General features: G+C 39.3%; 24 protein-coding genes. 14 read left to right on the forward strand and 10 right to left on the reverse strand.

Annotation, left to right across the window (positions count from 1 at the left end):
• Window positions 1-36: 36 nt before the first annotated feature.
• Genes upp through gltX form a run of 3 tightly spaced genes read right to left on the reverse strand, consistent with a single transcriptional unit; the run spans window position 37 to window position 3,298 of the window.
• On the reverse strand, window positions 37-663 hold the full coding sequence (upp, locus tag CDOM16188_RS02625) for a uracil phosphoribosyltransferase (protein ID WP_169941122.1): 627 nt from the start codon (window positions 661-663) through the stop codon (window positions 37-39).
• Window positions 660-1,916: a malic enzyme-like NAD(P)-binding protein gene (locus CDOM16188_RS02630; RefSeq protein WP_172198304.1), complete on the reverse strand. Its 1,257-nt coding sequence runs from the start codon at window positions 1,914-1,916 to the stop codon at window positions 660-662. Before CDOM16188_RS02630 ends, upp begins: the two co-directional genes overlap by 4 nt.
• Window positions 1,913-3,298: a glutamate--tRNA ligase gene (gltX, locus tag CDOM16188_RS02635; RefSeq protein ID WP_172198307.1), complete on the reverse strand. Its 1,386-nt coding sequence runs from the start codon at window positions 3,296-3,298 to the stop codon at window positions 1,913-1,915. The genes CDOM16188_RS02630 and gltX overlap by 4 nt, the downstream gene beginning before the upstream one ends.
• 87 nt (window positions 3,299-3,385) lie before the next feature.
• Here gltX and CDOM16188_RS02640 point away from each other — a divergent pair, with 87 nt between their 5' ends.
• Window positions 3,386-4,219, forward strand: a complete 834-nt coding sequence (locus CDOM16188_RS02640; RefSeq protein ID WP_172198310.1) for a peptidyl-prolyl cis-trans isomerase — start codon at window positions 3,386-3,388, stop codon at window positions 4,217-4,219.
• Between the two features lie 49 nt (window positions 4,220-4,268).
• Here the strand turns inward: CDOM16188_RS02640 and CDOM16188_RS02645 are convergent, their stop codons facing one another.
• The 3 genes from CDOM16188_RS02645 to accB all read right to left on the reverse strand — a co-directional run bounded on the left by CDOM16188_RS02645 (window position 4,269) and on the right by accB (window position 6,913).
• Window positions 4,269-5,021, reverse strand: coding sequence for an SDR family oxidoreductase (locus CDOM16188_RS02645; protein WP_172198313.1), 753 nt, complete (start codon window positions 5,019-5,021; stop codon window positions 4,269-4,271).
• A gap of 108 nt (window positions 5,022-5,129) precedes the next feature.
• Window positions 5,130-6,461 (reverse strand): acetyl-CoA carboxylase biotin carboxylase subunit, encoded by a 1,332-nt coding sequence (locus tag CDOM16188_RS02650; RefSeq protein WP_172198316.1) that lies wholly within the window; start codon window positions 6,459-6,461, stop codon window positions 5,130-5,132.
• Window positions 6,461-6,913: an acetyl-CoA carboxylase biotin carboxyl carrier protein gene (accB, locus tag CDOM16188_RS02655; RefSeq protein WP_172198319.1), complete on the reverse strand. Its 453-nt coding sequence runs from the start codon at window positions 6,911-6,913 to the stop codon at window positions 6,461-6,463. Before accB ends, CDOM16188_RS02650 begins: the two co-directional genes overlap by 1 nt.
• 235 nt (window positions 6,914-7,148) lie before the next feature.
• Here accB and CDOM16188_RS02660 point away from each other — a divergent pair, with 235 nt between their 5' ends.
• A complete protein-coding gene (locus CDOM16188_RS02660; protein WP_172198322.1) occupies window positions 7,149-7,997 on the forward strand; it encodes a TIGR01777 family oxidoreductase in 849 nt (282 codons plus the stop codon).
• 11 nt (window positions 7,998-8,008) lie between these two features.
• On the opposite strand, the gene CDOM16188_RS02665 is transcribed toward CDOM16188_RS02660, so the two are convergent.
• Entirely contained in the window at window positions 8,009-8,674 is a 666-nt protein-coding gene (locus CDOM16188_RS02665; protein ID WP_172198325.1) for a molybdenum ABC transporter permease, read from the reverse strand.
• 243 nt (window positions 8,675-8,917) lie between these two features.
• Window positions 8,918-9,619 carry a molybdate ABC transporter substrate-binding protein gene (gene modA, locus CDOM16188_RS02670; protein ID WP_172198327.1) on the reverse strand — a complete coding sequence of 234 codons (702 nt, stop codon included), beginning with the start codon at window positions 9,617-9,619 and terminating at the stop codon, window positions 8,918-8,920.
• 169 nt (window positions 9,620-9,788) lie between these two features.
• On the opposite strand from modA, the gene dcd reads away from it, so the two are divergent.
• From dcd to CDOM16188_RS02710, 8 genes are all read left to right on the forward strand, one after another.
• Window positions 9,789-10,349, forward strand: a complete 561-nt coding sequence (gene dcd / locus CDOM16188_RS02675) for a dCTP deaminase (RefSeq protein ID WP_169941100.1) — start codon at window positions 9,789-9,791, stop codon at window positions 10,347-10,349.
• 132 nt (window positions 10,350-10,481) lie between these two features.
• Window positions 10,482-11,477: a UDP-N-acetylglucosamine 4,6-dehydratase (inverting) gene (gene pseB, locus CDOM16188_RS02680; protein ID WP_172198349.1), complete on the forward strand. Its 996-nt coding sequence runs from the start codon at window positions 10,482-10,484 to the stop codon at window positions 11,475-11,477.
• Complete coding sequence (gene pseC / locus CDOM16188_RS02685; RefSeq protein WP_172198366.1) at window positions 11,464-12,591, forward strand: UDP-4-amino-4,6-dideoxy-N-acetyl-beta-L-altrosamine transaminase; 1,128 nt, start codon at window positions 11,464-11,466, stop codon at window positions 12,589-12,591. Before pseB ends, pseC begins: the two co-directional genes overlap by 14 nt.
• A complete protein-coding gene (pseF, locus tag CDOM16188_RS02690) occupies window positions 12,588-13,268 on the forward strand; it encodes a pseudaminic acid cytidylyltransferase (RefSeq protein WP_172198369.1) in 681 nt (226 codons plus the stop codon). Before pseC ends, pseF begins: the two co-directional genes overlap by 4 nt.
• Window positions 13,258-14,115 (forward strand): UDP-2,4-diacetamido-2,4,6-trideoxy-beta-L-altropyranose hydrolase, encoded by an 858-nt coding sequence (pseG, locus tag CDOM16188_RS02695; protein ID WP_172198372.1) that lies wholly within the window; start codon window positions 13,258-13,260, stop codon window positions 14,113-14,115. Before pseF ends, pseG begins: the two co-directional genes overlap by 11 nt.
• Entirely contained in the window at window positions 14,112-14,585 is a 474-nt protein-coding gene (gene pseH, locus CDOM16188_RS02700; protein WP_172198375.1) for a UDP-4-amino-4,6-dideoxy-N-acetyl-beta-L-altrosamine N-acetyltransferase, read from the forward strand. Before pseG ends, pseH begins: the two co-directional genes overlap by 4 nt.
• Entirely contained in the window at window positions 14,582-15,601 is a 1,020-nt protein-coding gene (gene pseI, locus CDOM16188_RS02705) for a pseudaminic acid synthase (protein ID WP_172198378.1), read from the forward strand. The genes pseH and pseI overlap by 4 nt, the downstream gene beginning before the upstream one ends.
• A gap of 11 nt (window positions 15,602-15,612) precedes the next feature.
• Window positions 15,613-17,652, forward strand: coding sequence for a motility associated factor glycosyltransferase family protein (locus CDOM16188_RS02710; protein WP_172198381.1), 2,040 nt, complete (start codon window positions 15,613-15,615; stop codon window positions 17,650-17,652).
• 208 nt (window positions 17,653-17,860) lie between these two features.
• Here the strand turns inward: CDOM16188_RS02710 and CDOM16188_RS02715 are convergent, their stop codons facing one another.
• Window positions 17,861-19,417, reverse strand: a complete 1,557-nt coding sequence (locus tag CDOM16188_RS02715; protein WP_172198383.1) for a flagellin B — start codon at window positions 19,415-19,417, stop codon at window positions 17,861-17,863.
• Window positions 19,418-19,578: 161 nt separating this feature from the next.
• Here CDOM16188_RS02715 and topA point away from each other — a divergent pair, with 161 nt between their 5' ends.
• Window positions 19,579-21,678, forward strand: coding sequence for a type I DNA topoisomerase (gene topA, locus CDOM16188_RS02720; protein WP_172198386.1), 2,100 nt, complete (start codon window positions 19,579-19,581; stop codon window positions 21,676-21,678).
• A gap of 70 nt (window positions 21,679-21,748) precedes the next feature.
• Here the strand turns inward: topA and CDOM16188_RS02725 are convergent, their stop codons facing one another.
• Window positions 21,749-22,495, reverse strand: coding sequence for a hypothetical protein (locus CDOM16188_RS02725; protein ID WP_172198389.1), 747 nt, complete (start codon window positions 22,493-22,495; stop codon window positions 21,749-21,751).
• A gap of 221 nt (window positions 22,496-22,716) precedes the next feature.
• On the opposite strand from CDOM16188_RS02725, the gene CDOM16188_RS02730 reads away from it, so the two are divergent.
• The 3 genes from CDOM16188_RS02730 to CDOM16188_RS02740 are packed head-to-tail and all read left to right on the forward strand — an operon-like array spanning window position 22,717 to window position 25,998.
• Window positions 22,717-23,556, forward strand: coding sequence for a biotin synthase (locus CDOM16188_RS02730; RefSeq protein ID WP_172198391.1), 840 nt, complete (start codon window positions 22,717-22,719; stop codon window positions 23,554-23,556).
• Entirely contained in the window at window positions 23,537-24,721 is a 1,185-nt protein-coding gene (locus CDOM16188_RS02735; RefSeq protein ID WP_172198393.1) for a cation:proton antiporter, read from the forward strand. The genes CDOM16188_RS02730 and CDOM16188_RS02735 overlap by 20 nt, the downstream gene beginning before the upstream one ends.
• 2 nt (window positions 24,722-24,723) lie before the next feature.
• The gene (locus CDOM16188_RS02740) at window positions 24,724-25,998 is read left to right on the forward strand and encodes a citrate synthase (RefSeq protein WP_172198411.1); all 1,275 of its coding nucleotides are present in this window, start codon (window positions 24,724-24,726) and stop codon (window positions 25,996-25,998) included.
• Window positions 25,999-26,117: the final 119 nt, after the last annotated feature.

A 26,117-nucleotide genomic window follows, 5' to 3' on the forward strand; every position in this document is an offset into this window, starting at 1 on the left:
TTTTATAAATTCATTAAATTTCACGAAAATATCTGCTTATAGTGTGTTAAACACTCTATCTCCCGCATCGCCAAGACCCGGAACTATATAATTTCTCTCGTCAAGTTTCTCGTCTATCGCCGCGGTAAAAACCTCAACATCAGGATAAATTTCACTAAATCTTTTTAGCCCCTCAGGAGCTGCGATGATAGAGATAAATTTGATATGCTTAACGCCGTTTTTTCTTAAAAATTTAACCGCATCTATAGCCGTACCGCCCGTAGCAAACATCGGATCTATGATGATAGCAACGCGATCTTTAGCGTCCTTTGGAAGTTTAGCGTAAAAAAACTCAGCCTCAGCCGTCTCTTCATTTCTCTGAAAGCCCAAAAAGCCTACGCTTGCATCAGGAATCAGCGTAAAAACACTATCAAGCATACCAAGAGCGGCGCGCAATATCGGGCATATCATGATTTTATCGGCTAGCTTTTTAGCCGTCGTATCGGCGACGGGAGTTTTGACGCTAACTTCACGCAAACCAAGATCTCTGGTGGCCTCAAATATCATCAAATGGCTTATCTCATCTACAAGCATTCGAAATTGAAACGGCTCTGTCGAGATATCTCTTAAAATGGCCAGCTTATGCTCTATGAGCGGATGAGAGATGAGCTTAACGTTTTTCATACTATGCCCTTTGCAAGTCTATCCGTATAAGCGTTTATATCGAAATTCTCAACCCTTGCCACACCGTCTTCGATAGCGGCTTTTGCGACGGCAGGAGCAACGGCCGTTAAAACACGCTTATCAAAAGGCTTTGGTATGATGTAATCCTTACCGAATTTTAACTCATCTTCGCCTGAAGCTCTACAAACCTCCTCAGGCACGGGCTCTTTTGCCAAGTCGGCTAAAGCGCGGGCAGCCGCCATTTTCATATTTTCCGTTATCTTTCTAGCTCTTACGTCAAGCGCTCCTCTAAAGATAAAAGGAAAGCCAAGCACGTTATTTACTTGATTTGGATAATCACTCCTGCCCGTTCCCATCATGACATCGCTTCTTACTTCAAGAACTTCTTCAGGGAAAATTTCAGGCGTAGGGTTAGCAAGCGCAAATATGATAGGCTCCGGATTCATGCTTTTTACCATATCTTTTGTAAGCACGCCAGGCTTGCTAAGTCCTAAGAACATATCAGCGCCCTTAACCGCATCAGCCATCGTTCTATCGCTTGTTTTTATCGCAAATTCTTGCTTTTCGGCGGTCAGATCGTCTCTTTCATCATGCACTACGCCCTTGCTGTCTATCATCACGATATTTTTAGCACCAAGCAGTCTATACATCCTAGCGCAAGCTACTCCCGCAGCGCCTGAGCCGCTTACTACGATCTTAATCTTTTCTATATCTTTGCCTGAAATTTCAAGCGCGTTTATAAGACCGGCACTGGTTATCATCGCCGTTCCGTGCTGATCGTCATGCATTACGGGGATATCAACGGCTTCTTGAAGCTTCTTTTCTATCTCGAAGCATTTTGGAGCTTTTATATCTTCTAAATTTATACCGCCAAAGGTAGGAGCAAGCGCTTTACAAATTTCAACTATCTTATCCGGATCTTTTTCGTCAAGCTCGATATCAAAGGCATCTACGTTTGCAAATTTTTTAAACAAAACAGACTTGCCTTCCATGACGGGCTTACCCGCTACAGCTCCTATATCGCCAAGTCCAAGCACTGCCGTGCCGTCGGTTATGACGGCTACTAAATTCGCTTTATTGGTATATTTATACGCAAGTTCATTATCCGCTTCAATCGCCTTGCAAGGCTCTGCAACACCGGGAGTGTAAGCCATGGATAGATCCCTTGCGCTCTCGCACGGAGTTTTTACGTTGATCTCTATCTTGCCGCCAACGTGATAAGCTAAACTCTCCTCTTTCGTTACATGTGTCATTTCGTTTCCTTGTATTTTATTATATTTTCTATTCTTTTTTTTATCTCCGCGCTTCCAAGTACTTCAAGTACTTCAAATATCGAAGGAGAGACGCTTGAACCCGTTAAACTCACTCTTAAAGCCTGAGCCAGATCTTTTAATTTCAGACCGTTTTGTTCTAAAAATTTAGTAGTTATCTCCTCATAGCCCGCAGCGCTTAGATCATAAGTTAAAATTTCTTTAAATTTAGCCAAAATTTCAAGGCTTTGCTCGGTTATAAATTTGCCAAAAGCCTTTTCGTCATAAACGCTTGGCGCATTGATGATAGTCTTTGCGCTTTCGCTCATCTCAAGCAAGGTTTTAGAGCGCTCTCTTAGCGAATTTAGTAGAATTTCACCCTTTGGCATAGCCTTAAAATCCACTCCAAATTCAAGCATATCCTTAGCCAGCCTATCGTAAGGCAGAGTTTTGATGTAATGAGCGTTTAGCCACTCAAGCTTTTGTGCATTATATGTGCTTGAGGATTTGTTTATATGGTGGGGATCGAAGTATTTAAGCATATCTTCCATGCTAAAAATTTCATCATCTCCATGACTCCAGCCAAGTCGCACTAAGAAATTTAAAAGCGCTTCAGGCAGATAGCCCATACGTTTATACTCCATCACGTCCGTTGCTCCGTGACGCTTGCTTAGCTTCTTGCCGTCTTCGCCGTTTATCATCGCGACGTGAAAAAATTTAGGAGGTTTAAAGCCCAGCGCATCGTATAAAACGATCTGCTTTGGAGTGTTTGAGAGGTGATCATCGCCTCTTATAACGTGAGTTACGCCCATAAGTATATCATCTATAACTACCGTAAAGTTATATGTAGGCGTGCCGTCGCTTCTGGCGATAATAAAATCATCCAAGATATCTTCGGCTCTAAATTTAACTTCGCCTTTTATGCCGTCATTTATCAAAATTTCGCCTGTTAAAGGCGCTTTTATCCGTATAACAGGATCGATTCCTTCAGGCGGAACACCCGTAAAGTCGCGGTATCTGCCGTCATATTTAGGACGCTCTTTACGCGCTTCTTGTTGCGCTCTAAGCTCATCAAGCTCCTCTTTACTCATATAATCCTTATACGCCTTGCCTTCCTCAAGCAGCTTTTTAACATACTCTTTATATATATCAAAGCGCTTTGACTGATAAGTAACCTCTCCGTCATAATCAAGCCCACACCAATCAAATGCCTCTTTTATAGCGACGGTAGCTTCTTCGGAGTTGCGTTTTAAGTCGGTATCTTCGATACGAAGTAGAAATTTCCCGCCGTTTTTCCTAGCGTAAAGATAGCTATAAAGGGCGGTTCTAAGTCCGCCTATGTGTAAATACCCTGTCGGACTCGGGGCAAATCTCGTAACTATCATAATTTTGCCTTTATTATCAATCTTAAAAATTAAAATGTTATAATTGCGGATAATTATATTTACTTTAAACTTAAATAAGGGTTTTATATGTCTAAAAAGATGTTTTTTCTGGCTTTTTTACTCAGTGCAAATTTCGCTTTTTCGCAACAACTCGTAAACGGACTGGCGGCCATAGTAGAAAACGAACCTATAACGATGTATGAGGTTTATAAAACTTCGCAAATTTTAAAAACAGATGAGAAAAGCGCTATAAATTTTTTGATCAAAGATAGACTCGAGCAAGCGCAGATAAAAGCTTTAAACATTGACGCAAGCAGCTTTGAGATAAATGAAAGAATGCAAAAAATTGCACAAGAAAACGGTGTAAATTTAGCCGATCTTAGCAGCGTACTATCGCGTCAAGGCATAAACTATAGCGATTTTAAAGAGGATGTCGCAAAGAGTATCAAACAAGAAAAGCTCTATCAAAACATCTTCAAAGACGCAAAAGTAAATGTTAGCGAAGAGGGAGCGAGGGCCTATTTTGAGCAAAACTCTAGTCAATTCGTAAAATTCGCAGAGGTTAAAGCAACACGATATATATCAGGACAAAGAGAGCTTTTAGAATCTATTCAAGATTCGCCGTTAAGCGTAAATCCTGCCGTAAAAACCGAAATTTTAGAACTTAAAAGCGAGCAAATTCCGCCTCAACTAAGACAAATTTTTGAGATGACGAAAGACGGTTCATTTACTCAAATTTTCCAAACACCAAGCGGATTTGAGATGTTTTTAGTTAGTTCAAAATCAGGCGTAACGATGCCAAGATTTGAAGATGTAAAAAACGAAGTCATGAGTAGCATATATAGACTCGAAGAAGAGCGCGTCATAAGCGAATACTTCAATAAACTTCGCGCCAAAGCAAATATCAAAATGCTTAGATAATTTCTCTTTTAAGAGTGAAATTTGAGCTCAAATTTCACTCTTTTTAAATTTATCTAAAAACATGAGCGAATATCGGCTCGCTTAGCTTAAATTCAAAACTATTTCTATCTACTAAACCAACGCATTTATCGCTATCATAAAGCTTAAGCAAAAATTCCGCCATCTGCTTAGATGAGTGATATCTCTTAAAATTTGCATCATAGTCGTATTTGTCTTTGTCGGTTGCTCTCATACCGAATTCAGTCTTAGTAGCCGCAGGAGCTAGTACTTTAGCCTGCATTTTAGCGCCGTTTGCTCTAAGTTCATGATATAGCCCCTCGGTAAACACGCTTACGTAAAATTTGCTAGCACAATACGTAACTGCGTTTGGCACGATGCTGTATCCTCCGGCTGAAGAGATATTAACAATCTTGGCAGGTTTATCAAAATAATCCCTTGCAAAAAGAGTTGAAAAGATAGTAAGAGCCTTGATATTTAGATCTATCATTTGCTCGGTTTTGTCTAAATTTTGCGAACCTACAAGGCTATAATCACCAAAGCCTGCGTTATTTATCCAAGCTTTAATATCATAAATTTTAAGTTCGTCATAAATTTTATGAACATTTTTAGGATTCGAGAGATCACAAATTTTAGTTATCACTTTAAGATTGTCAAAATCGGCTAAAATTTCAGCCTTTAAGCTATCTAAAAGTACTCCGCGCCTAGCTATAAGCACTAAATTCTCGCCACGCTTTGCAAAAGCTTTGGCGGCTTCATATCCGATACCCGAGCTAGCGCCCGTTATAACGATATAAGAGTCCATTTTGTCTCCTTGTATGGTTTAATAGTTTGAAATAATAAACAGCCTTAGTCTTAGCAAGCAGAAAAGATTTTCGGCTTTGCAGATAAACAAAGCCGAATCGGTGCAATCTTAGTGTTTAGATAAGTAATTCGTATCGTAATTATTGTTGATAAAATCTTTGTTTTCCATCATTCCTATATGAAAATCTCTAGTAGTTTTTATACCGTGTATGACAAGCTGCTCAAGAGCCACTTTCATCTTGTGGATTGCTTTGTTTCTATCCTCGTCCCACACGATAAGCTTGCCGATCATGCTGTCATAATAAGGCGGTATAGAGTAATCCTGATAGATATGGCTATCCATACGCACGTTTCTACCGCCCGGACAGACGTACTTAGTAATCTTTCCCGGACTTGGCGCGAAAGTGTTTGGATCCTCAGCCGTTATCCTGCACTCTATCGCGTGTCCTTTTAGACTGATACTCTCTTGACTAGGAAGCTTCTCGCCTTCTGCGACTTTTATCATAAGCTCGATGATGTCAAGTCCGCTTACCATTTCGCTTACGCAGTGCTCAACCTGCAAACGGGTATTCATCTCGATAAAGTAAAAGTCCAAATTTTTATCAACTAAAAATTCAAACGTCCCCGCACCCTCATAGCCTATGGCTTTAGCCGCTTTGATTGCGGTTTCGTGAAGTCTTGCACGGGTATTTTCATCAAGCAAAATAGCAGGGCTTTCTTCGATTAGCTTTTGATGTCTGCGCTGCATAGAGCAATCACGTTCGCCGACGTGAACAACATTGCCGAATTTATCGCCAATGATTTGAACTTCGATATGACGTGGGTTTAGGATGTATTTTTCCATATACATTGTTCCGTCGCCAAATGCGCTCATGGCCTCGCTTTCAGCCGACCAAAACGCCTTTTCGATATCTTCTTCTTTCTCAACCACTCGCATACCGCGACCGCCACCGCCCGCGGCAGCCTTTAAGATAACAGGATAGCCGATTTTTTTGGCTAGCTCTTTGGCAGCTTTCGTATCCGAAATAGCTCCGTCAGAGCCAGGTATTACAGGCACTCCCGCTCTTTGCATCATCTGTTTTGCTTTGCTCTTATCGCTCATTAAAGCCATAGCCTCTACGCTAGGTCCTATAAATTTTAGATTGTGGTGAGCGCAAATTTCAACGAAATTTTGATTTTCACTTAAAAAACCGTATCCAGGAAATATCGCGTCAGCTTCGCTTATCTCAGCAGCGCTGATGACTGCAGGGATATTTATATAGCTGTCACTTGAACGCGGTCCGCCTATACAGATAGCTGCGTCTGCGTATTTAACATAAAGGGCGTCGGCATCGGCGGTAGAATAAACCACGATAGCCTCTTTGCCCATCTCTTTGATAGTTCTTAGTGCGCGCAGTGCTATTTCACCGCGATTTGCGATTAAGACTCTTTTGATTTCCATTAAATTTTCTCCACTCCAAATAGCGGCATCGCAAATTCAACAGGCTGCCCGTCTGAAACCAACATCTCGGTGATAGTGCAATCAAATTCCGCTTCAATCTCATTCATTATCTTCATGGCTTCTATGATGCCTATTACATCGCCTTTTCTCACTCTTTGTCCTACTTTTACAAACGGCGCCGCACCGGGGCTTGGAGCTACATAAAATGTCCCTACCATAGGCGATTTGATACTCTCTTTTGGGCTTGTAGTTTGCTTAACTTCAGAGCTTACTACTACATTTACGGGTGTTGGAGCCGGAGCAGGCATTGGAGCGGGCGCGGGCTTAGGAAGCTCGCAACAATCGGCGAATTTTTCAAGCTCGACTTCAAAATCTCCGCTTTTAATCTTGATACGGTTCATATCCATTTCGTTAAAAAACTCGATCAACTCTTTGATGTCTTCTTTTTTCATAAAGCTCTCCTAAAAATTTTAAGCTAATTAGGGTATTGTATCAAAAAAATATAAAACTTCAATTTGTTTAATCTTATATTCATACCAACGGGCTTTAGTTGCATACTCAAGGAGTGACAAATAGTGACATTTAATACAAAATGCGGCTATAAGTTAATATTAATTTTTGATTTTAAAATAAAATTTAGCCCAAATATTGAATAATCAAATTTTATATTAAATTTAAGGAAATTTCTTGGCAAAGATAGCTATAAACGGTGCAAGCGGCTTTGTTGGCAACTACTTGACTGATTTTTTAAAGTCAAAACACGAGATAGTGCACATACCAAGAGGAATTTATAACGACATAAAACAACTGCAAGACAAGATAGAAGGATGTGATGCCATAATAAATTTAGCAGGTGCCAGCATAGCTAAAAAATGGAGCGAATCATATAAAAAAGAGCTTGTATCAAGCAGGCTGGATACTACGATAAATTTAGTAAAAGCTATGCAAAATTTACAAAATAAGCCAAAAATTTTCATCAGTACTTCGGCTGTGGGCATATACAAAACAGGCAAAGAACACGATGAAAGCTCGCAGGAATTTGACGACGGGTTTTTAGGAGAACTTTCTAAAAAATGGGAAGAAGAGGCGCTAAAAGCCAAGCATCTAGGCATCAAAACGGCTATTTTTAGGATATCGGTAGTTATCGGCAAGGGCGGTGCACTAGAAAAGATGCTTCCCGTTTTTAAACTCGGTCTTGGCGGAATTTTAGGCGACGGCGAACAAGGATTTTCATGGATAGATATAAACGATCTGGCAAGAGCTTATGAGTTTGTATTATCAAACGAGCTTGAAGGTATCTATAACCTCTCTTCGCCAAATCCCATATCAAACAAAGAATTTACCGCCGCTCTTGCCAACGCCCTAAAACGACCGGCTTGGTTTAAGGTGCCCGAATTTGCACTTAAGCTTAAATTCGGCGAAGGAGCTAAGATACTAACTCAAGGGCAGAAAGTATATCCTAAAAATCTACTTCAAAACGGATTTAAATTTGACTACGCAAAGATAGAAGATAGCCTAAAGCACGCTTTAAGTTAGCTAAATTTGACTTACGCGCCGGTCTTTCTTGCTTCAAGTAAATTTATAAATCCAAACATTGCTAGGCTTAAGACAACCAAAATAAGGCTTAGAATGAGTGCGCGTTCGTTTTCTCCGTCATAAACGGCGTTAAAAATCGCAAGCGAAACGGTGTCTGTCTTTCCTACTATATTTCCGCCAAGCATGAGCGTGATACCCACTTCGCCAAGACCTCTTGCAAGAGCTAAAACAAGGGCTGAAATGATGCTTTTAATGACGTTTGGCATTATTATGAAAACTGCTATTTCAAATTTATTCTTGCCAAGGCTCTGCCCCGCTTCAATAAGACTTTTAGGCAAGCTTTCAAGCGCTGCGGATACGGGCTTAACCAAAAGCGGAAGCCCTGCTAAAAACGAAGCTATAACAAGAGCGCTGAAACTAAAAACTATCTGCAAATTTAAAGCCTCTCCCAAAAATGAGTTGCGCCCCAGCAAATAAAGCAACAAAAATCCCGTCGCAATCGGCGGAAATATCAAAGGAAACATAACCAAAGCCTCAAGAGCCGGCTTAAATTTGCCCTTATAAAACGCTAGAAAATAAGCTATCGGAAGTCCGATCAAAACAAGACAGACAAAGGTTATGCAAAGCGTTTTGGCACTTAAAATCAAAGGGTGAATCAACCAAGAAAACTCGCTCAAATTTTAAACCTTTTTAGTTTTCACGCATAAATTTAGCTTAACAAAAGCTAGAAATTTTATCTTAAATCTTTTATTTGTAACGCAAATTAATTTAAATTTACCAAACCACGGAAATCTATATTTAAACTCTCTTTTGATTTTAAATTAATCAAATTTACAAATTCCACTCAGCTAGCAAATCTTAAAGCCTTAAATGCTATATAAATTTTGCTTTTAGAAGCGACAAATCAAAAGATCAAGCACTCACTTTAAACCGAATTTGGCAAAAATTTCCTTTGAACGCTTGCTTTTAAGCTCATCTATAAATTTAGCGCAATCTGCGTGTTTTTCACATGCCGCAAGCTTAGCCGCACTTATAAAAACAGGGCTATAAAGACTCTCATCTACATAAATCACCGAACCGAATTCATCTCTTCTGGCTTCAGCTTCGGTCGAATTTATAAATCCCGCATCAACTTCACCGTTAAGCACGTAAGCCACCACTTGAGGAACTCCCGCCACGGCAAGCATCTTTGAGCCTACCTCTTTTTCTAAGTTAGAATTTTTAAGAAACTCAGTAGTGCGAATTCCGTAAATAGTTTCTTTAGCATCAGGCATCGCGATACGCTCAAATTTCAAGATATCCTTGATCTCATTTATCGTTTTTCCTTTAGGAGTTACAAGAGCCAAAGTGCCTTTTCCAAGGCGTTCGTAGCCCTTTATCGCAAGTCCGCTTTTGTTTAAAAACGCTTCATCGCCTACTATCACCGCCATCTTGCCTTCTGCTGCTTGGATAGTGATTTGCTTGATGTTTGCAAAGGCAGCTTCAACATTTACGCCGTCTTTTTTAAGGTTTTCGATAACTGCCGTTACGGGCTTTTTGTATCCGCCGCCCGCACCTACAAGCAAAGCATCCGAAGCAAGTGCGAAGCAGACGGTAGCCGCTAAAAATAAAAATTTTTTCATGCTGATCCTTTTAGTTTTAAAATTTCGCAAATAATATAAAATATATACTTATATACTAATAAAATAGGCTTTATATCGATATTAATTTAAATTTTATATTTTAAATTTACAAAATACTTCATGCGGCGCGAATATGATATAATTAACAAATTCAAAATAAGGAAAAAAGATGGGTCTAAAAAGCGATAGATGGATACGAAAAAAAAGCCTAGAAGAGCGCATGATAGTGCCTTTTTGCGAGGAGCAAGTAGGCAAAGGTGTCGTAAGTTACGGCGTTAGCAGCTACGGATATGACATAAGGGTCGGAAATGAGTTTAAAATTTTTACAAATGTCGGCGGCACGGTTGTAGATCCAAAGAATTTCGACGAAAAAAACGTAGTTGATTTTGTTGGCGATGTATGTATAGTTCCGCCAAATTCTTTTGCACTTGCTCGCACGGTCGAGTATTTTAATATGCCTGATAACGTGCTAGCCATCTGCCTTGGTAAAAGCACCTACGCGCGCTGCGGTATCATCGTGAACGTAACGCCGTTTGAGCCGGGATTTAAGGGACATATCACGATTGAAATTTCAAACACGACCCCGCTTCCGGCTAAAATTTACGCAAACGAAGGCATAGCGCAAGTTTTATTTCTAGAAGGCGATGAGCCTTGCGAAGTGACATACGCCGATAAAAAGGGTAAATATCAAGCTCAAGAAGGCATAACGCTACCTAGAATTTTAAAATAAATTTTGGCTTTAAAAGCAGGTTTTAAATTTTAAGTTAAAAGTGTAGTTTAGCTGATAAAAACCGCCAGATGAGCTAAATTTTGGTATATATTTTGCTTAAGCTTTATAAAATAAACTTTTTAGGAAATAAAGATGTTTAACGGAAAAAATATTTTAATCACCGGCGGAACAGGAAGCTTCGGCAAGAAATACACCGAAATTTTGCTTAAGAATTTTAAGCCAAAAAGGCTAATTATCTACTCAAGAGACGAGCTTAAGCAATACGAAATGGCTCAAGTTTTTAAAAATCCCGCAATGAGATATTTTATCGGCGACGTGCGAGATGAAAAGAGGCTTAAAACCGCGATGGATGGAGTTGATTTTGTCATTCACGCAGCCGCGATGAAACACGTTCCCATAGCCGAATATAACCCGATGGAGTGCATAAAAACAAACATCAACGGCGCTCAAAACGTCATTGACGCAGCCTTTGCTTGCGGGGTAGATAAAGTGATCGCGTTATCAACGGATAAAGCTTGCAACCCGGTAAATTTATACGGCGCCACAAAGCTTGCAAGCGATAAGCTGTTTGTCGCGGCAAACAACATCGCAGGCAGCAAAAAAACTCGCTTTAGCGTCGTAAGATACGGCAATGTCGTGGGCTCTCGAGGCTCGGTAGTGCCGCTATTTAAAAGACTCATTCAAGAAGGCGCAAAAGAGCTTCCTATAACGCATGAGCAGATGACGAGATTTTGGATCACTCTTGAGCAAGGAGTGAATTTCGTCCTTAAAAATTTTGAACGCATGAAGGGTGGAGAAATTTTTATCCCTAAAATTCCTTCCATGACTATGCTTGATCTTGCCAAGGCTCTTGCACCAGAGCTTAAAGTCAAAATCATCGGCATAAGACCCGGCGAAAAGATGCACGAAGTGATGGTCGGCAAGGATGATGCGCACCTAACTTACGAATTTAGCGACCACTACGTGATAAGCCCGTCCATTCAGTTTGCGACTATACAAGACTTTTCGACAAATGCGCTTGGCGAAAGAGGCAAACTTGTAGAAGACGGGTTTGAATACAGCTCAAATACTAATAAAATTTGGCTTGATAAAGAGGGTCTTTTGGAGATGATAAATGATAGCTTATAGCAAGCAACAGATCACAAATAGCGATATAGCAGCCGTTTGTGAAGCTATGCAAGCGGAAATTTTAACAGGCGGAGATAAGGTGGCTCAATTTGAAGCGGCCATTTGCGAATACGTCGGAGTAAAACACGCGGTAGTAATGAATTCGGCAACTTCTGCGCTTCACGTCGGATATCTTTCTCTTGGCGTAAAAGAAAACGACGAGGTCATAACTACGCCTTTAACCTTTGCGGCAACGGCAAACGCAGCTTTAATGGCGGGAGCTAAGGTTAAATTTTGCGACATCAAATTTGACGGAAATATAAACGAAAACAAGCTTTCTGAGCTAATAGCATCAAAAACAAAGGTCATAGCTCCCGTTGATTTTGGCGGAAATAGCGTAAACATAATAGAGATCATGAAAATAGCTCGCGCAAAAGGCATAAAAGTGCTTGATGATGCCTCGCACGCCTTTGGAAGCGAGATAGACGGCGCAAAGGTAGGCATTCACGCCGATGCAAGCGTGTTTAGCTTCCATGCGATTAAGCCGATCACCACTTTTGAAGGTGGCGCACTTGTTACAAATGACGATGAGATAGCGCGTCTTGCGAGACTTTACCGTTCACACGGTATAAACAAAACTCACCTTTGGAATAGCGATATGAGCGTGCTTGGATACAACTACCGCTTAAGCGACGTAGCTTGCGCGCTTGGGCTAAATCAGCTTAAAAGGCTTGATGAGATGATAGCTGTGCGAGAGAGTATAGCGCAGTTTTACGACGAAAGATTTGAGAAAAATCCATACTTTAGCACTATAAAAATTCCTCAAAACAAAAAAAGCTCGCGCCATCTTTATCCGATCTTGCTTTTTAGCAATCTTTGGAATTCAAAAGAGGAAATTTTTAAAGAGCTTCATTTAAGAGGTGTCGGCGTGCAAGTGCATTATAAACCGACTTATCAGTTTAGCTTTTATACCAAGCTTTACGGAGAGATCGAGCTAAAGACGGCGGAGGATTTTTACAAAGCCGAACTTAGTTTGCCGTGCCACCAGAGCATGAGCATGGATGATGCAAAATTCGTAGCCGATGCTCTGCTTGAGGTGCTTAGCGAATTTGCAAATCAAAGGCGCGTTATATGAATCTTTGTGTCATACCCGCTCGCGGCGGAAGCAAGCGGATACCGCATAAAAACATCAAAGACTTTGCGGGCTTGCCGCTCATTGCTCACAGTATAAAAAGTGCACTAAATTCGGGCGTTTTTGACGAAGTAATAGTAAGTACAGACGATAAGGATATCGCAAGAATTTCGCTTAAATTCGGCGCAAAAGTGCCGTTCATGCGAGAAGCCAATTTAAGCGATGATTTTGCAACTACAAGCGATGTCATGAAAGACGCCTGCCTTAAAATGGGCGAAAATTTTAAAAACATATGTTGCCTTTATGCTACGGCTCCGCTTTTAACGGCTGAAATTTTGAGTGAGGCTTACGAGAAATTTCAAGATAATAAGTGTGAGTTTTTATTTTCCGCTTGCGAATTTAGCTTTCCTATCCAGCGTGCAATCAGGCTTGATGAAAAAGGCGCGGTAAGCATGTTTTATCCGCAACATCTAAGCACTCGCTCGCAAGATTTAGAAAGAGCTTATCACGACGCAGGACAGTTTTATTTCGCAAAACGCGAGGCGTGGCTTGCGCAAAAGCCGATATTTGCGGCACATTCCAGAGCATTTATCCTGCCAAGACACTTGGTATGTGATATTGACACGCTTGCAGATTTTGAGTTCGCACAAAAACTTTATAGAATCAATCATGAGCTTTGAAAAACTTGCAAATTTAAAAACCTTGATAAGAGCCGATAGCTCCGTAACTATCGGACATGGACACATCAGACGAGACATGGTTCTTGCAAACAAATTTAAAGATATAAGCTTTGCTTGCTTAGAGCTTGAGGGCTCGCTCATAAAAGAGATAAATTTCCGCGTTTTTACTCTTAAAACAAACGATTTAGATGAACTAATAAGCCTTATAAACACTCATAAATTTGAGCTGCTTATCATCGATCACTACGGCATTAATTACGAAGATGAAAAGACGATAAAAGAGGCTACGAGAGTTAAAATTTTAAGCTTTGACGATGAGTATAAGAGCCATTTTTGCGATATTTTATTAAACGTCAATATATTTGCCAATGCCAAAAAATATGAAAATTTACTGCCTCCCGCTTGTGAAATTTGGTGCGGGCGAGAATTTATGCTGGTAAGAGATGAATTTTATCAAGAAAAAAAGATAAAAAGAGAGAAAATTTATGACGTTTTTATCGCACTTGGCGGAACGGACAGTAAAAATTTAAGTGCAAATTTAGCGCTTAAACTACTTGAAAAAAATTTAAAAATCGCCCTTGTTACAACAAGTGCAAACGCAAATTTAAGCGCACTTAAAAAGCTCGAGAAAAGCTATAAAAACTTAACTCTTTTTACCGACTCAAATCAAATCGCAAGGCTAATGAACGAGAGTAAAGAGCTTATCATTTCGACAAGCTCTCTTGTAAACGAAGCGCTTGTTTTAGGCGCAAATTTCAGTGCGGTTATGGTTGCAAACAATCAAAAACAGATGTATAAATGGCTTATTGAAAACGGATATAAAGCCTATACAAGCGAGGATATATGATCCGTCTTATAAATTTTACCGAGCTTACAAAAGAGCAAAAGATGATGGTTTTTGATTGGCGAAACGATGAGCAAATAGCGAAATTTATGCGCTCAAAAAATATAACCTTAAAAGAGCATCTTAAATTTATCGACGGATTAAAAAGCGCTTCTGATAGACTTTACTTTTTGGTCGAAGAAAATGACGAATTTATCGGTGTGATCGACTTTATAAACATAAGCGATAAGGAGTGTGAATTCGGACTTTATGCAAATCCGAATTTAAAAAATCAAGGCGCAAAATTAATGCAAATTATAATTAACTATGCGTTTAGCGAGCTAAAGGTTTTTAGGCTCAATTCATGCGCTTATAATTTCAATGAAAAAGCCGTTGCGCTTTATGAAAAATTTGGCTTTGAAATTTATGACAAGGATGATCAAATGAGCTATCTAAGGCTTACAAAAGCGAATTTACAAGGCAAAACAATATGAAAATAGGAAATTTTGATACGGGTAAAAGCGTATTTATCATCGCCGAACTCTCAGCCAACCACTCAGGAAGCTTAGAGACAGCGATTCAAACCATAAAAGCAGCCAAGCGCGCCGGAGCCGATGCGATAAAGTTACAAACATATACTGCCAATAGTCTTACGCTAAATTCTCAAAAAGAAGACTTTATGATACGAGGCGGGCTTTGGAACGGGCGAAATTTATACGAGCTTTACGAGCAGGCAATGACTCCTAGAGAGTGGCATAAGGAGCTTTTTAATGTGGCTAGCAACGAGGGCTTAATCTGCTTTTCAAGCCCATTTTGCAAAGACGATGTGGATTTTTTAGAGCAATTTAACCCACCCGCTTATAAAATCGCCAGCTTTGAAGCGATTGATTATGATTTTGTAGAGTATGTGGCTCGAAAAAACAGGTCGCTTATCATCTCAACCGGCATTGCCACGCGCGATGAGATATCAGAGATAGTGCAAATTTGTAAAAATACGGGCAATAATAAAATCGCTCTTTTAAAATGTACTTCAAGCTATCCTGCGCCGTTAAATGAGATGAATTTGCTAAATATACTTTATATGAAAGATGAATTTGGCGTGCAAATAGGCTTTAGCGATCATACTTTAGGTATCGTTGCGCCCGTTGTAGCGGTAAGCTTGGGAGCACGCATAGTTGAAAAGCATTTTATACTAAATAAAGACGTAAAAAGCGTAGATGAGGCGTTTAGTCTTGATGAAGTGGAATTCTCACAAATGGTAAAAGCGGTAAGAGAAACAGAAGCCTTGCTTGGTAAAAGCAAATTTACTTCAGGTGGAGAAAACCGCAAATTCGCTCGCTCGCTCTATGCAAGTAAAGATATAAAAGCGGGAGAAATTTTTAGCGATGATAACGTAAAAAGTGTGCGTCCAAGTTATGGGCTTCATCCTAAATTTAAAAAAGAGCTAATAGGAAAAACGGCAAAAAGAGATATAGAATTTGGCGAAGCGATAGAACAAGAGGATCTATAAAAGGAGATAAAATGAGCAAAAAAATTGATAAAAAAGAGCAAATAGGCAAAAGTAGTATAAACACAAAAGAGGCTAAGCATAAAGCCGACAGTCAAGCAGGGCAGATACAAAACCCTATCTTTGAAAAAAACCTTCAAGCGTTATTTCAGCAAGATGAAATTCTAGCCGCTAGGCTCTTTGCTATGGGTGCTCAAGACAAATACGAGGTTTTTATAGGAAAAGACCCTCTTGATATAAACATAATCGACCGCAAAAGCTTTAAATACATATACGAAAATCCCATAAAAGACACGCACGATATGCTTGAAAGTCTTGAAAAACAGTATAAGCGCTATCCAATAATGTACTTTTACGGACTTGGCAACGGAATTTTATACAAAGCACTACTTTGCAATGAGACACATCAAAGAATAGTGGTCGTCGAGCCCGAGCTTGAGATAATTTATATAGTGTTAAATTTAATCGATCTTTCAAACGAACTTGCAAGTGAGCGATTAACTCTGTTTTACTCGGAATTTGCCAATTATTCGCAGTTTTATTATCTTATCGCAAAGGTTGAATTTAACAGATATGCAAAGCTTTACGATCTGCATATACATACAGATTTTTATGATAACTTTGCCGATGATTACCAAAGAATCAACCAAGAATTCACTAAAGCTATCTCTCAAATGGTCGCAAGTAGCGGAAATAGCATAGACGATATGCTAATAGGCATAAAAAATCATATAGAGAATTTACCGACTATGATCACGGGATACTCTTATGTAGATCTTGTTAAAAAGCGCCATAATCTAATGGATACTGCTATAATAGTTGCCACAGGACCTAGTCTTGACAAGCAACTTAATACGCTTAAAAAATTCGCTCCATATGCTACGGTTATCAGTCTTGATGCCTCTTATCCTATACTATTAAAGCACGGCATAAAGCCCGATTACGTAACATCTATCGAAAGAGTAGTTGCTACTTCGAGCTTTTTTAAGCATAAAAACAAAGAATTCGATAAAGACATATACTTTATCGTAGCTTCTCTAACCCACAAACAAACTATCAAAAATATCTTGCCTAGAAGACTTGTGCTAACAATAAGACCTCAGCCTAGCGAATTTATCTTTGATCTAAAAAAATACGGCTATCTTGGCATAGGGCACTCCACAGCAAATCAAGCATATCAGCTGGCAAGAGTGCTAGGGCATAAAAATATCGTTTTGATAGGGCAGGATTTAGCCTTTGCTCCTGACGGCAAAAGCCATGCGACGGGTCATGCATTCGCTCAAGCAGAAGAACACCTCTACACTAAAGCTTACGGCGGAGAAGGTGAAGTAAGGACTACTTACGTTTGGGATAAATTTAAAAATCAATTTGAAAAAGATATAGAGGAATCCAAAAAAGAAGATATAGCAACATATAACTGCACCGAGGGCGGAGCAAGGATAGAAGGCGCTATCGAAAAGCCGTTTTTAGAGGTAATGAATAAGCTTTGCAAAGACAAAAAAGTAAAAAATTTACCAAATATCAACGAAGTAAAAGAAAAAACCGCAAACAGATATCTTTTACAATCATATAAAGTTATAAGCGAAAAAATAAAAATTCAAGAACTTGCTAAATCTAAAATAGAAGAAGTGTTTTTAAAAGTGGTTCCTCAAATAGACAATATACTAAAACTTAGAGACGAAGGAAAAGTAACCGAAAAACTTTTTGATAAACTAGTTAAAATTTCAAACCAGATAGACAAAGTAAAAGAATTTATAATCAAAGAAAATTACCAAAAATTTTTAGATAGTATAGTTTCTATATCTATTTATTATCAAGAACTAGAACTTGCTAAAATTTCAGTTGCTCCAAGCGATACGGCGATAGAAAAAGTAAATAAACTCATAGAATGGGTTGAAATTCATAAATACTGGCTGTTTTCAGTTGCAGGTGGACTAAATGCCGATATAGAAACCACTAAAAAGGCTTCAAGAAATTTGATAAAAGAGCTTAAAAAAAGAGGTCTTATAGAAAAATCAAATTTAGGTAAAAGCAAAGATAATTTTAGGTTTTAAGTATATTAAAATTTCAAGTCGGATAATCCGACTTGAAATTTGAGTTTTAACAACTAAGTAACTTAACACATTTTAAGGAAGCCTTAAGGCTGAAATTTTTGAACGTTTTTCCAGCTCAGTAAAAGCCAATAAGGCTTTTACTTCGGGTAGAAACGTTTTAATGCTACTGAAGTAGTCTTAAAACGTTTTCAAGGAAACTTATCTTAGATTACTGAAGCAATCTAAGAACGTTTTGTTGAACAGCGTTAGCTTGACTCATCGCATAACTTCCTGATTGAGCTAGGATGTTAAATTTAGAGAAGTTTGCTGATTCTTTAGCAAAATCAACATCTCTGATTTGAGATTCAGCTGATTTTACGTTTACTTGAGTAACTGTTATGTTATTAACTGTTGCTACAAGTTGATTTTGAACAGAACCTAGGTCAGAGCGGATAAAGTCAAGTGTGCGTTGGGCTGATTCTGCTATATCCATAACAGCCATTGCACCACGTAGAGTCATAACGCCTGCCGATTGAGCTGAAGTCATAGAATTTCCACTCATTCTATGAAAGCCCATAGCTGCAGCAACGGTTTTGTCTATCTGACCTCTTATCTCTCTTAGTGATACAGATTTCTCAGAACCTCCGTTACTGTTACCAGTGCTAGCGCTAAATGCTAATGACAATTTAGAAGTTCCTCCAGTATTACCACTTTGTAATTTTATATCTCTACCGTCAAGGCGAACTAGGTTAAGGCGTCCAATAAAAGTCTTAGTTAATAGATATCCTTCTTTTTCTTTAACTTCTTTTCCGCCATACCCAAAAACAGTTGACATTACGTTATTATTGTTAACTTTGGCTGCCTTTATTTCCATAGCTCTGCCATCACGACTTGTTAAAACTAGTCTGCCTGTATCCACAGAGGCTTCTACTCCAGTTTGATCTTTAACAGAATTAATGGCATTAACCAATGTGCCGTTTTCGTCACCATTTTTAATAGTTAAATCTCCTACAACAACTCCATTTATAGTTAAATCCTTTAGCTCTCCACCCGCGATAGCTGCCTTACCTTTCCATGTAACATCAAAAGTGGCCCTTACACCGCTCTTGTCTGCTACTTTATTGATATTTTCAGCCAAAGCGCCAAGACCTTCTCCAAGTCCTGTCCCTACAGTAGCAGCAGCAACTTTTACGTTATTTACACCATCAACATTGATAAAGGTAATACTTAATTTACCTCCGGCAGTTAGTAGTTTAGAGCTCTCAAATCTTGTTAAGCCAATTTTATCTGATGTAGTAGCACCGATAGAAGCTTTAACAGTTTGGTTTGAGTAAGCACCGATTTGGAACTCTTTGTTAGAGAATGTTCCGTTAAGTAGTTGCTGACCGTTAAATGAAGTCGTATTACCTATGTTATCAAGCTCTTCCATAAGGCGAACGATATCAGCTTGAAGCGCTTGGCGAGACTGAGTTGTCTGTCCGTCTTGAGCAGCTTGAGTAGCTTTAACCTTGATAGTATCAAGAATTTTTAGCTGCTCATCCATTGCTTTATCTGCAACTTGAATGATACCGATAGCATCGTTACCGTTTGCTATAGCTTGACCTAAAGCGTTAGCTTGTGCTCTAAGGCTATCTGCAATAGCCAAACCTGAAGCGTCGTCAGCTGCAGTTTGAATTCTTAAACCTGAGCTTAGTTTGCCAAGAGACATAGAAAGCTCTCTATTGTTGCTGACTGCGTTTGCGTGTGTGTTAAGTGCATTTATGTTAGTGTTAATGCGAAAACTCATTTTAAATCCTTTTAAGTTTAGTTACGACTTCATGTCGCACAAAAACTATATCGTGAGTTTTAAAAAAAAGTTTATAGCCAAAATGAAAAAAATTAAATTTTTATTTTTATGATAAATTTTTTGCTACAATTAGCCGATAAATTTTTAATAAGGTTATAATAATGAAAAATTTAATCATCGTAGAATCACCCGCCAAAGCAAAAACTATCAAGAATTTTTTAGGCAAAGACTACGATGTGATAGCCTCCAAAGGGCATATCAGAGATCTTCCTAAAACGACTTTTGGCATAAAGATAGAAGATGACAAATTCACTCCCGAATACAAAGTAAGCACAGATCACTCCAAAGTCGTAAAAGAGATAAAAGAGCTTGCTAAAAGCGCAGATAACGTCTATCTGGCAACCGACGAGGATAGAGAGGGAGAAGCCATAGCCTATCATATCGCAATGGCGATAGGCAAAAAGCCAGAAAGTCTGCCAAGAATCGTATTTCACGAGATAACTAAAACTGCGATAAACAACGCCTTAAATACTCCTCGCACGATAAATATGTCAAGCGTAAACGCCCAGCAAGCACGCCGCTTGCTTGACCGTATAGTGGGATATAAGCTCTCTCCGCTTTTAAATTTAAAAATCCAAAAAGGGCTAAGCGCAGGCAGAGTGCAAAGTGCGGCTTTAAAGATAATAGTAGATCGCGAGCGTGAAATTCAGGCATTTAAACCTATAGAATACTATACGATAGATACGAAATTTAAAAAAGATTTAGAAGCCGAGCTTGTTAAATTTGAAAACCAAAAGATAGAAAAACTTACGATAACAAACCCGGATCGTGCAAAATTTATCGTAGAAAATTTAAAAAACGACAAATTTAAAATTCGCGAGATCGAAAGCAAAGAGCGCAAAACCGAACCAAGCCCGCCGTTTATGACCTCAACACTTCAACAAAGTGCGAGCAACAGGCTTGGATTTAGCCCTAGAAAAACGATGATGATAGCTCAAAGCCTATATGAAGGCGTGCAAACCCATCAAGGCTTCATGGGCGCGATAACATACATGAGAACCGATAGCTTAAATTTAGCCAAAGAGGCGGTTGAAGCCGCACGCGAGATCATTAAAAGCGAATACGGAGAGAAATACCTGCCAAGCAAGGCTAAAATTTACGCTACCAAAAGCAAAGGGGCGCAAGAAGCTCACGAGGCGATACGCCCTACAAATTTAAGCTTTACGCCCGATATAGCGGCTAAATTTCTGGAAAAAGACGCGCTTAAGCTTTATACGCTTATATACAACCGCTTTTTAGCATGCCAAATGAGCGCAAGCATAAGTCAAACGCAAAACGTCTTTGTGTCAGGCGATAAGGGCGAGTTTAAGATAAGCGGACGAAAGGTACTATTTGAGGGCTTTTATAAGGCTTACGGGGATTTGGATAAGGATAAAATTTTACCGAATTTAAATATCGGCGACGAGATGAACTTGCAAAGCATATCAAGCAGCCAGCACTTTACCGAACCGCCTAGTCGCTACTCGGAAGCGGGGCTTGTTAAAAAGCTTGAAAGCCTAGGGATCGGTCGCCCAAGTACATACGCGCCGACCATATCGCTACTAACTTCGCGCGATTACGTAAGAGTGGAAAAAAAGCAGCTCATACCAAACGAGATAGCATTTACGATGATGGGTGTGCTTGAAGAACACTTTAGCGATATCGTCGATAGCGAATTTACGTCGGTTATGGAGGAAAAGCTTGATAGCGTAGCTGAAGATAAAGTTGATTGGCAAAAGCTTTTAAGCGAATTTTACTATCCGTTTATGGAGAAGATCTCAAGCGGCAAAACAAATATAAAAAGCCAAAAAGTAGCAACTCCAATCGGCGAAAAATGCCCTGAATGCGGAGGCGATCTGCTTCTTAGAAAAGGGCGATTTGGTGAATTTATAGCTTGCGGAAATTTCCCAAAATGCAAATACTCGCGCAATATCAAAAAACAAGAAACAAGCGAGTCAAGCGACCAAGCAAAGCCGAAAAAAGAGCTTAAAAAGCTTGACGTGCCTTGCCCTGAGTGCGGAAGCGATCTGGTTGAGCGCATAAGTAAGCGCGGTAAATTTTACGGATGTTCGGGCTATCCGAAATGCAATTTTATCAGCAAATACGAGCCGACAACCGAAAAATGCGACGAATGTGGCGGTATGATGGCAAGAAAAGAGCTTAAAAAGGGCATTTTCCTAGAGTGCGTAAAGTGCAAAAACAAAAAGCAGATAGAGGGATAATACTAGCCCGTCCCTCTATACAAAGAATTTGGAACGAGTAAAACTAGTATTAGAGACTTTGCCTGATATCTTAAGCCGCTTTACCGCTTGAGCCGCCTCCGCCAAAATCTCCGCCTTTGCCGCTAAACACGCCGACTTTTTTAAATATCGCAAAAAACATAATAGTTAAAAACAGTATAAAAAATTCTTTTGCTATACTTAGATGTGTTTTTGGTTTTTCATCTTCTTGCGTTAAATAACTAATTAAAAAATCATCTTTATCATTAAAGTTCTCTTTTTTCTTAAAATTCAGCATAAAAACTATAAGTGATACTATAATAAAAAACCCGATAAACACCAAAATTATCAGCTTTTTATTTTCAAACGCTACATAAAGGATCGCAAAAACGCCGACATAAAAGACAATAACAAAAACCGATGTGATCAAACTTCTAATAAGCTTAAAACCAAGTTCGTATCTTTTTTTGTAAAACAAAAGAGCAAAATTTGCAATAATAAAACTAATAAATAAAAACCAAATAAAACCTTGAAAGATTGGCTCTTTAAACATATCTATATAAGTTTGAGGAGTTAAAAATTTAAGCATAAATTCTTTAATCTTATCAATGTTTGAATAAGTTATATCAATTGCAATATAAATTAAAATCGCAGACAAGATAATCTTTTGAGTTTTTGTAATCTCTATTTCAAGTTCGGGTTCAGGTTCTGACTCAGGCTTAGACTCAGGCTCTAGTTGCACCATCATATCTTCGTAGTATCTATCACCAAAACTCATAAGCTTATCATAAAAGCCTTTTTCATTTTGTTCTTTATTCATATTTTAGCTTTTTGTTAAATTAATATTTAAAATTTATCTAAAAAATTTGAAATTTAATATAAAATTTACAAAAGTCACTTGCAAATTAAATCTCAACCAAATATAAGCGTAAATTTAACTCAAATTTGCAACCAAAAAGCCAAAACAAGGCGCGTTTAAACAGATAAAAGCTTTGATTTTGTATAATGTTAATTTTTATAAAATCAACAAAAAGAGAATTTATGAAACAAATTATGCTATGCGCGATCTGTTCGCTAAATGTCGGCAACTGCTCGGAAGACTGCGGTTACTGCACGCAAAGCGCAAAAATAGACGCCAGAATAGAAAAATACAAATTAAAAACAATCGAAGAGATCATCTATGAGGCTAAAATAGCCTCAAACAACCACGCACTTGGCTTTTGCCTAGTAACTTCTGGTAAAAATTTAAACGACACCAAGCTTGAGCTTATCTGCAAAGCGGCAAAAGAAATTTCAAAAGAGCTTCCGAATTTAATGCTGATCGCATGCAACGGAATGGCAAGCTACGAGGCGCTTAAAGAGCTTAAGAGTGCGGGAGTTTTTAGCTACAACCACAATCTTGAAACCAGCCGCGAATACTTTGCTAAAATTTGCACTACGCACATTTGGGATGAGAGATTTGAAACGAATTTAAACGCCAAAAGGGCAGGATTGGCGCTTTGTTGCGGGGGTATATACGGACTTGGCGAGAGTAACGAGGATAGAGTTAGCTTTAGAAATAGTCTAAAAGAGCTTGATCCGTTTTCCACGCCTATAAATTTCTTTATCCCGCACGCAGCACTTCCTATAAAACAAGAAAAACTAAGCCAAGATGAGGCGCTAAGAATCATAAAAGATACGAAAGAGGCTTTGCCAAACGCAAGAGTCATGATAGCAGGCGGCCGCGAAGCGGTGCTTAAAGAGCGTCAATATGAAGTTTTTGACTACGGCGCGGAGGCTATCGTGATAGGAGATTATCTTACGGCTAAAGGCGAAGTTGCAAGCAGCGATATAAAAGAGCTTACAAAAAGGGGATATAGCTTTGCCACACTCTGCCACTAGCGGTCTTAGCATACTAATAGCACTTGCTTTTATAGTATTTACCTCGCCGTATTTTTCTAAAATTTTGCGTATCCCAATCGCTCCTGTTGAGATTATTTTGGGTGCGGCTGCGGGGTATTTTGGACTTATAGGGCACAACGACATATTTCATATAGTTAGCGAAGTCGGGTTTTTCTACCTGATGTTTTTAGCGGGAACCGAAGTTGATCTAAAGATATTTTTTACAACCGATAAAAAAATCCTAAAATCAGGGCTCATATACATAGCACTTCTCTATCTGCTCTCATCTATAATTACGTTTAGCTTTGATCTAACACCGCTTTTTATCCTCATCATACCGCTTATGAGCGTGGGTATGATATTTACGCTGTTTAAAGAGTATGGAAGAGAAGAAAAATGGCTAAATTTAGGCATGCTTGTCGGCTCCATAGGTGAAGTTGTAAGTATAGTTCTTTTGACGTTTGTCGGGGCATACCTGAAATTTGGCGCCGGAAGCGAGCTGGCACTTTCTATTATTTACCTTGGAGGATTTTTACTGCTTAGCGCATTTGGCTTTAAGATGCTAAACGTGCTTTTTTGGTGGTATCCTCAGCTAAAAGTCATGCTTATGCCTCATTATGATAACGCCGAAAAAGACATAAGGCTTTCTATGGCGCTATTTTTCGGCATTATCGCACTTATGCTTTATCTTGATCTTGAGATAGCCTTTGGAGCTTTTGTCGCAGGCACATTTATAGCGACATTTTTTGATCACAAAAAAGACCTTCCGCATAAGCTTGCAAGCTTTGGATTTGGCTTTTTGGTACCTACATTTTTCATATATATCGGCTCTACTTTTAAGATTGACGCTTTATTTATGGATGGCATCATCAAAAACGCGATGCTGATAGTATCGGTAATGATAGGTTTTAGGATGATAGCAAGCCTTGTATTTTTAAATTTGCTCGGCTTTAAAAAGACCATGCTTTACGCACTATCTCACTCTATGCCGCTTACGCTTTTGATAGCCGTTGCTACCATAGCTCACAAATCAGGCGACATAAGCGAGGAATTTTACTTCTCTTGTATCCTTGCAAGTCTAACTCAGGCTATAATAGTGATGATAAGTATAAAAATTTTGATGAATTCCCAAAAGAAAAATTTTAGAGCAATCTCAAAGGAGTAAAGATGTCAAACACCGTCACGCTTACGGACAACAGAAACGGCAAGAGCTACGAATTCCCGATTTTACAAGGCACTATGGGTCCTGATGTCATAGATATATCGACATTTTTCAGCCAAACGGGTATGTTTACCTTTGACCGCGGATACACTTCAACCGCGATGTGCCGCTCGTCTATCACCTATATAGACGGACTTAAAGGCGAGCTTATGCACCGCGGATACGATATAGCATATCTAGCCGACAACAAAACCTTCCTTGATGTCGCGTATCTGCTTTTAAACAAAGAATTGCCTAACGCAAAAGAGTATGATGAATTTAGACTCGAGCTTAAAAAGCGCTCCTTTATACACGAAGGCATGATGAAAATTTTCGACGCTTTTCCGGATAAAGCTCACCCTATGGCGATCTTGCAAGCTAGCGTTTCTGCACTTAGTGCGTTTTATTTCGATCATCTTAATATGGATAAACCCGAAGAGTATCACGAAATGGCTATGCGAATAATTGCCAAAATCCCTACCATAGCCGCGTTTAGCTATCGCTACTCAAGAGGGCTTCCTATTATTTATCCGAATTTGGACCGCGGATTTACCGAAAATTTTCTTTATATGATGAGAAGTTATCCTTATGAGCACGTGAATTTAAAACCTATCGAAGTAAAGGCTCTTGATACGGTTTTCATGCTTCACGCCGACCACGAGCAAAACGCCTCAACCACGACAGTTCGCACCGTAGGCTCAACACACGCTCATCCGTATGCGTGTATATCGGCAGGCATCGGAGCTCTTTGGGGATGGGCGCACGGCGGAGCAAACGAAGGCGTCATACGCCAGCTTGAAGAGATAGGCTCGGTAGCAAACGTAGAAAAATACATCGCGCGCGCAAAGGATAAAAACGATCCGTTTAGACTCATGGGTTTTGGGCACCGCGTATATAAGAATTTCGACCCGCGCGCAAGAGTGCTTAAAAAGATGTGCGATCAGCTCTTTGATGAGATCGGCATAAATACCGAGCTTTTAAAAATCGCCAAAAAGATCGAAGAGATCGCACTTAGCGATGATTATTTCATCTCGCGCAATCTTTATCCGAACGTGGATTTTTATTCGGGACTTATATTAAAGGCGCTATCTATTCCAAACGATATGTTCGCCGTTATCTTTGTGATCGGGCGCACACCGGGCTGGATAAGCCAGTGGATAGAGCTAAAAGAGCAAGATACGATTAAGATCGTTCGTCCTAGACAGCTTTATGTCGGAGAAACAAACCGAACGCCGTCTTGATTTTTAAACCTGTGCAAAGCACAGCAACTTATAACGTCGCCCTAGGTGGGGTTAAAGGGGGCGGAGCGGGTCTCGTAACTCTGAGCAACCGCCCCCTTGATAAAAATCAAAGTGGGCAA

The organism is Campylobacter sp. RM16188 (assembly GCF_012978795.1).
Classification (GTDB): domain Bacteria; phylum Campylobacterota; class Campylobacteria; order Campylobacterales; family Campylobacteraceae; genus Campylobacter_A; species Campylobacter_A canis.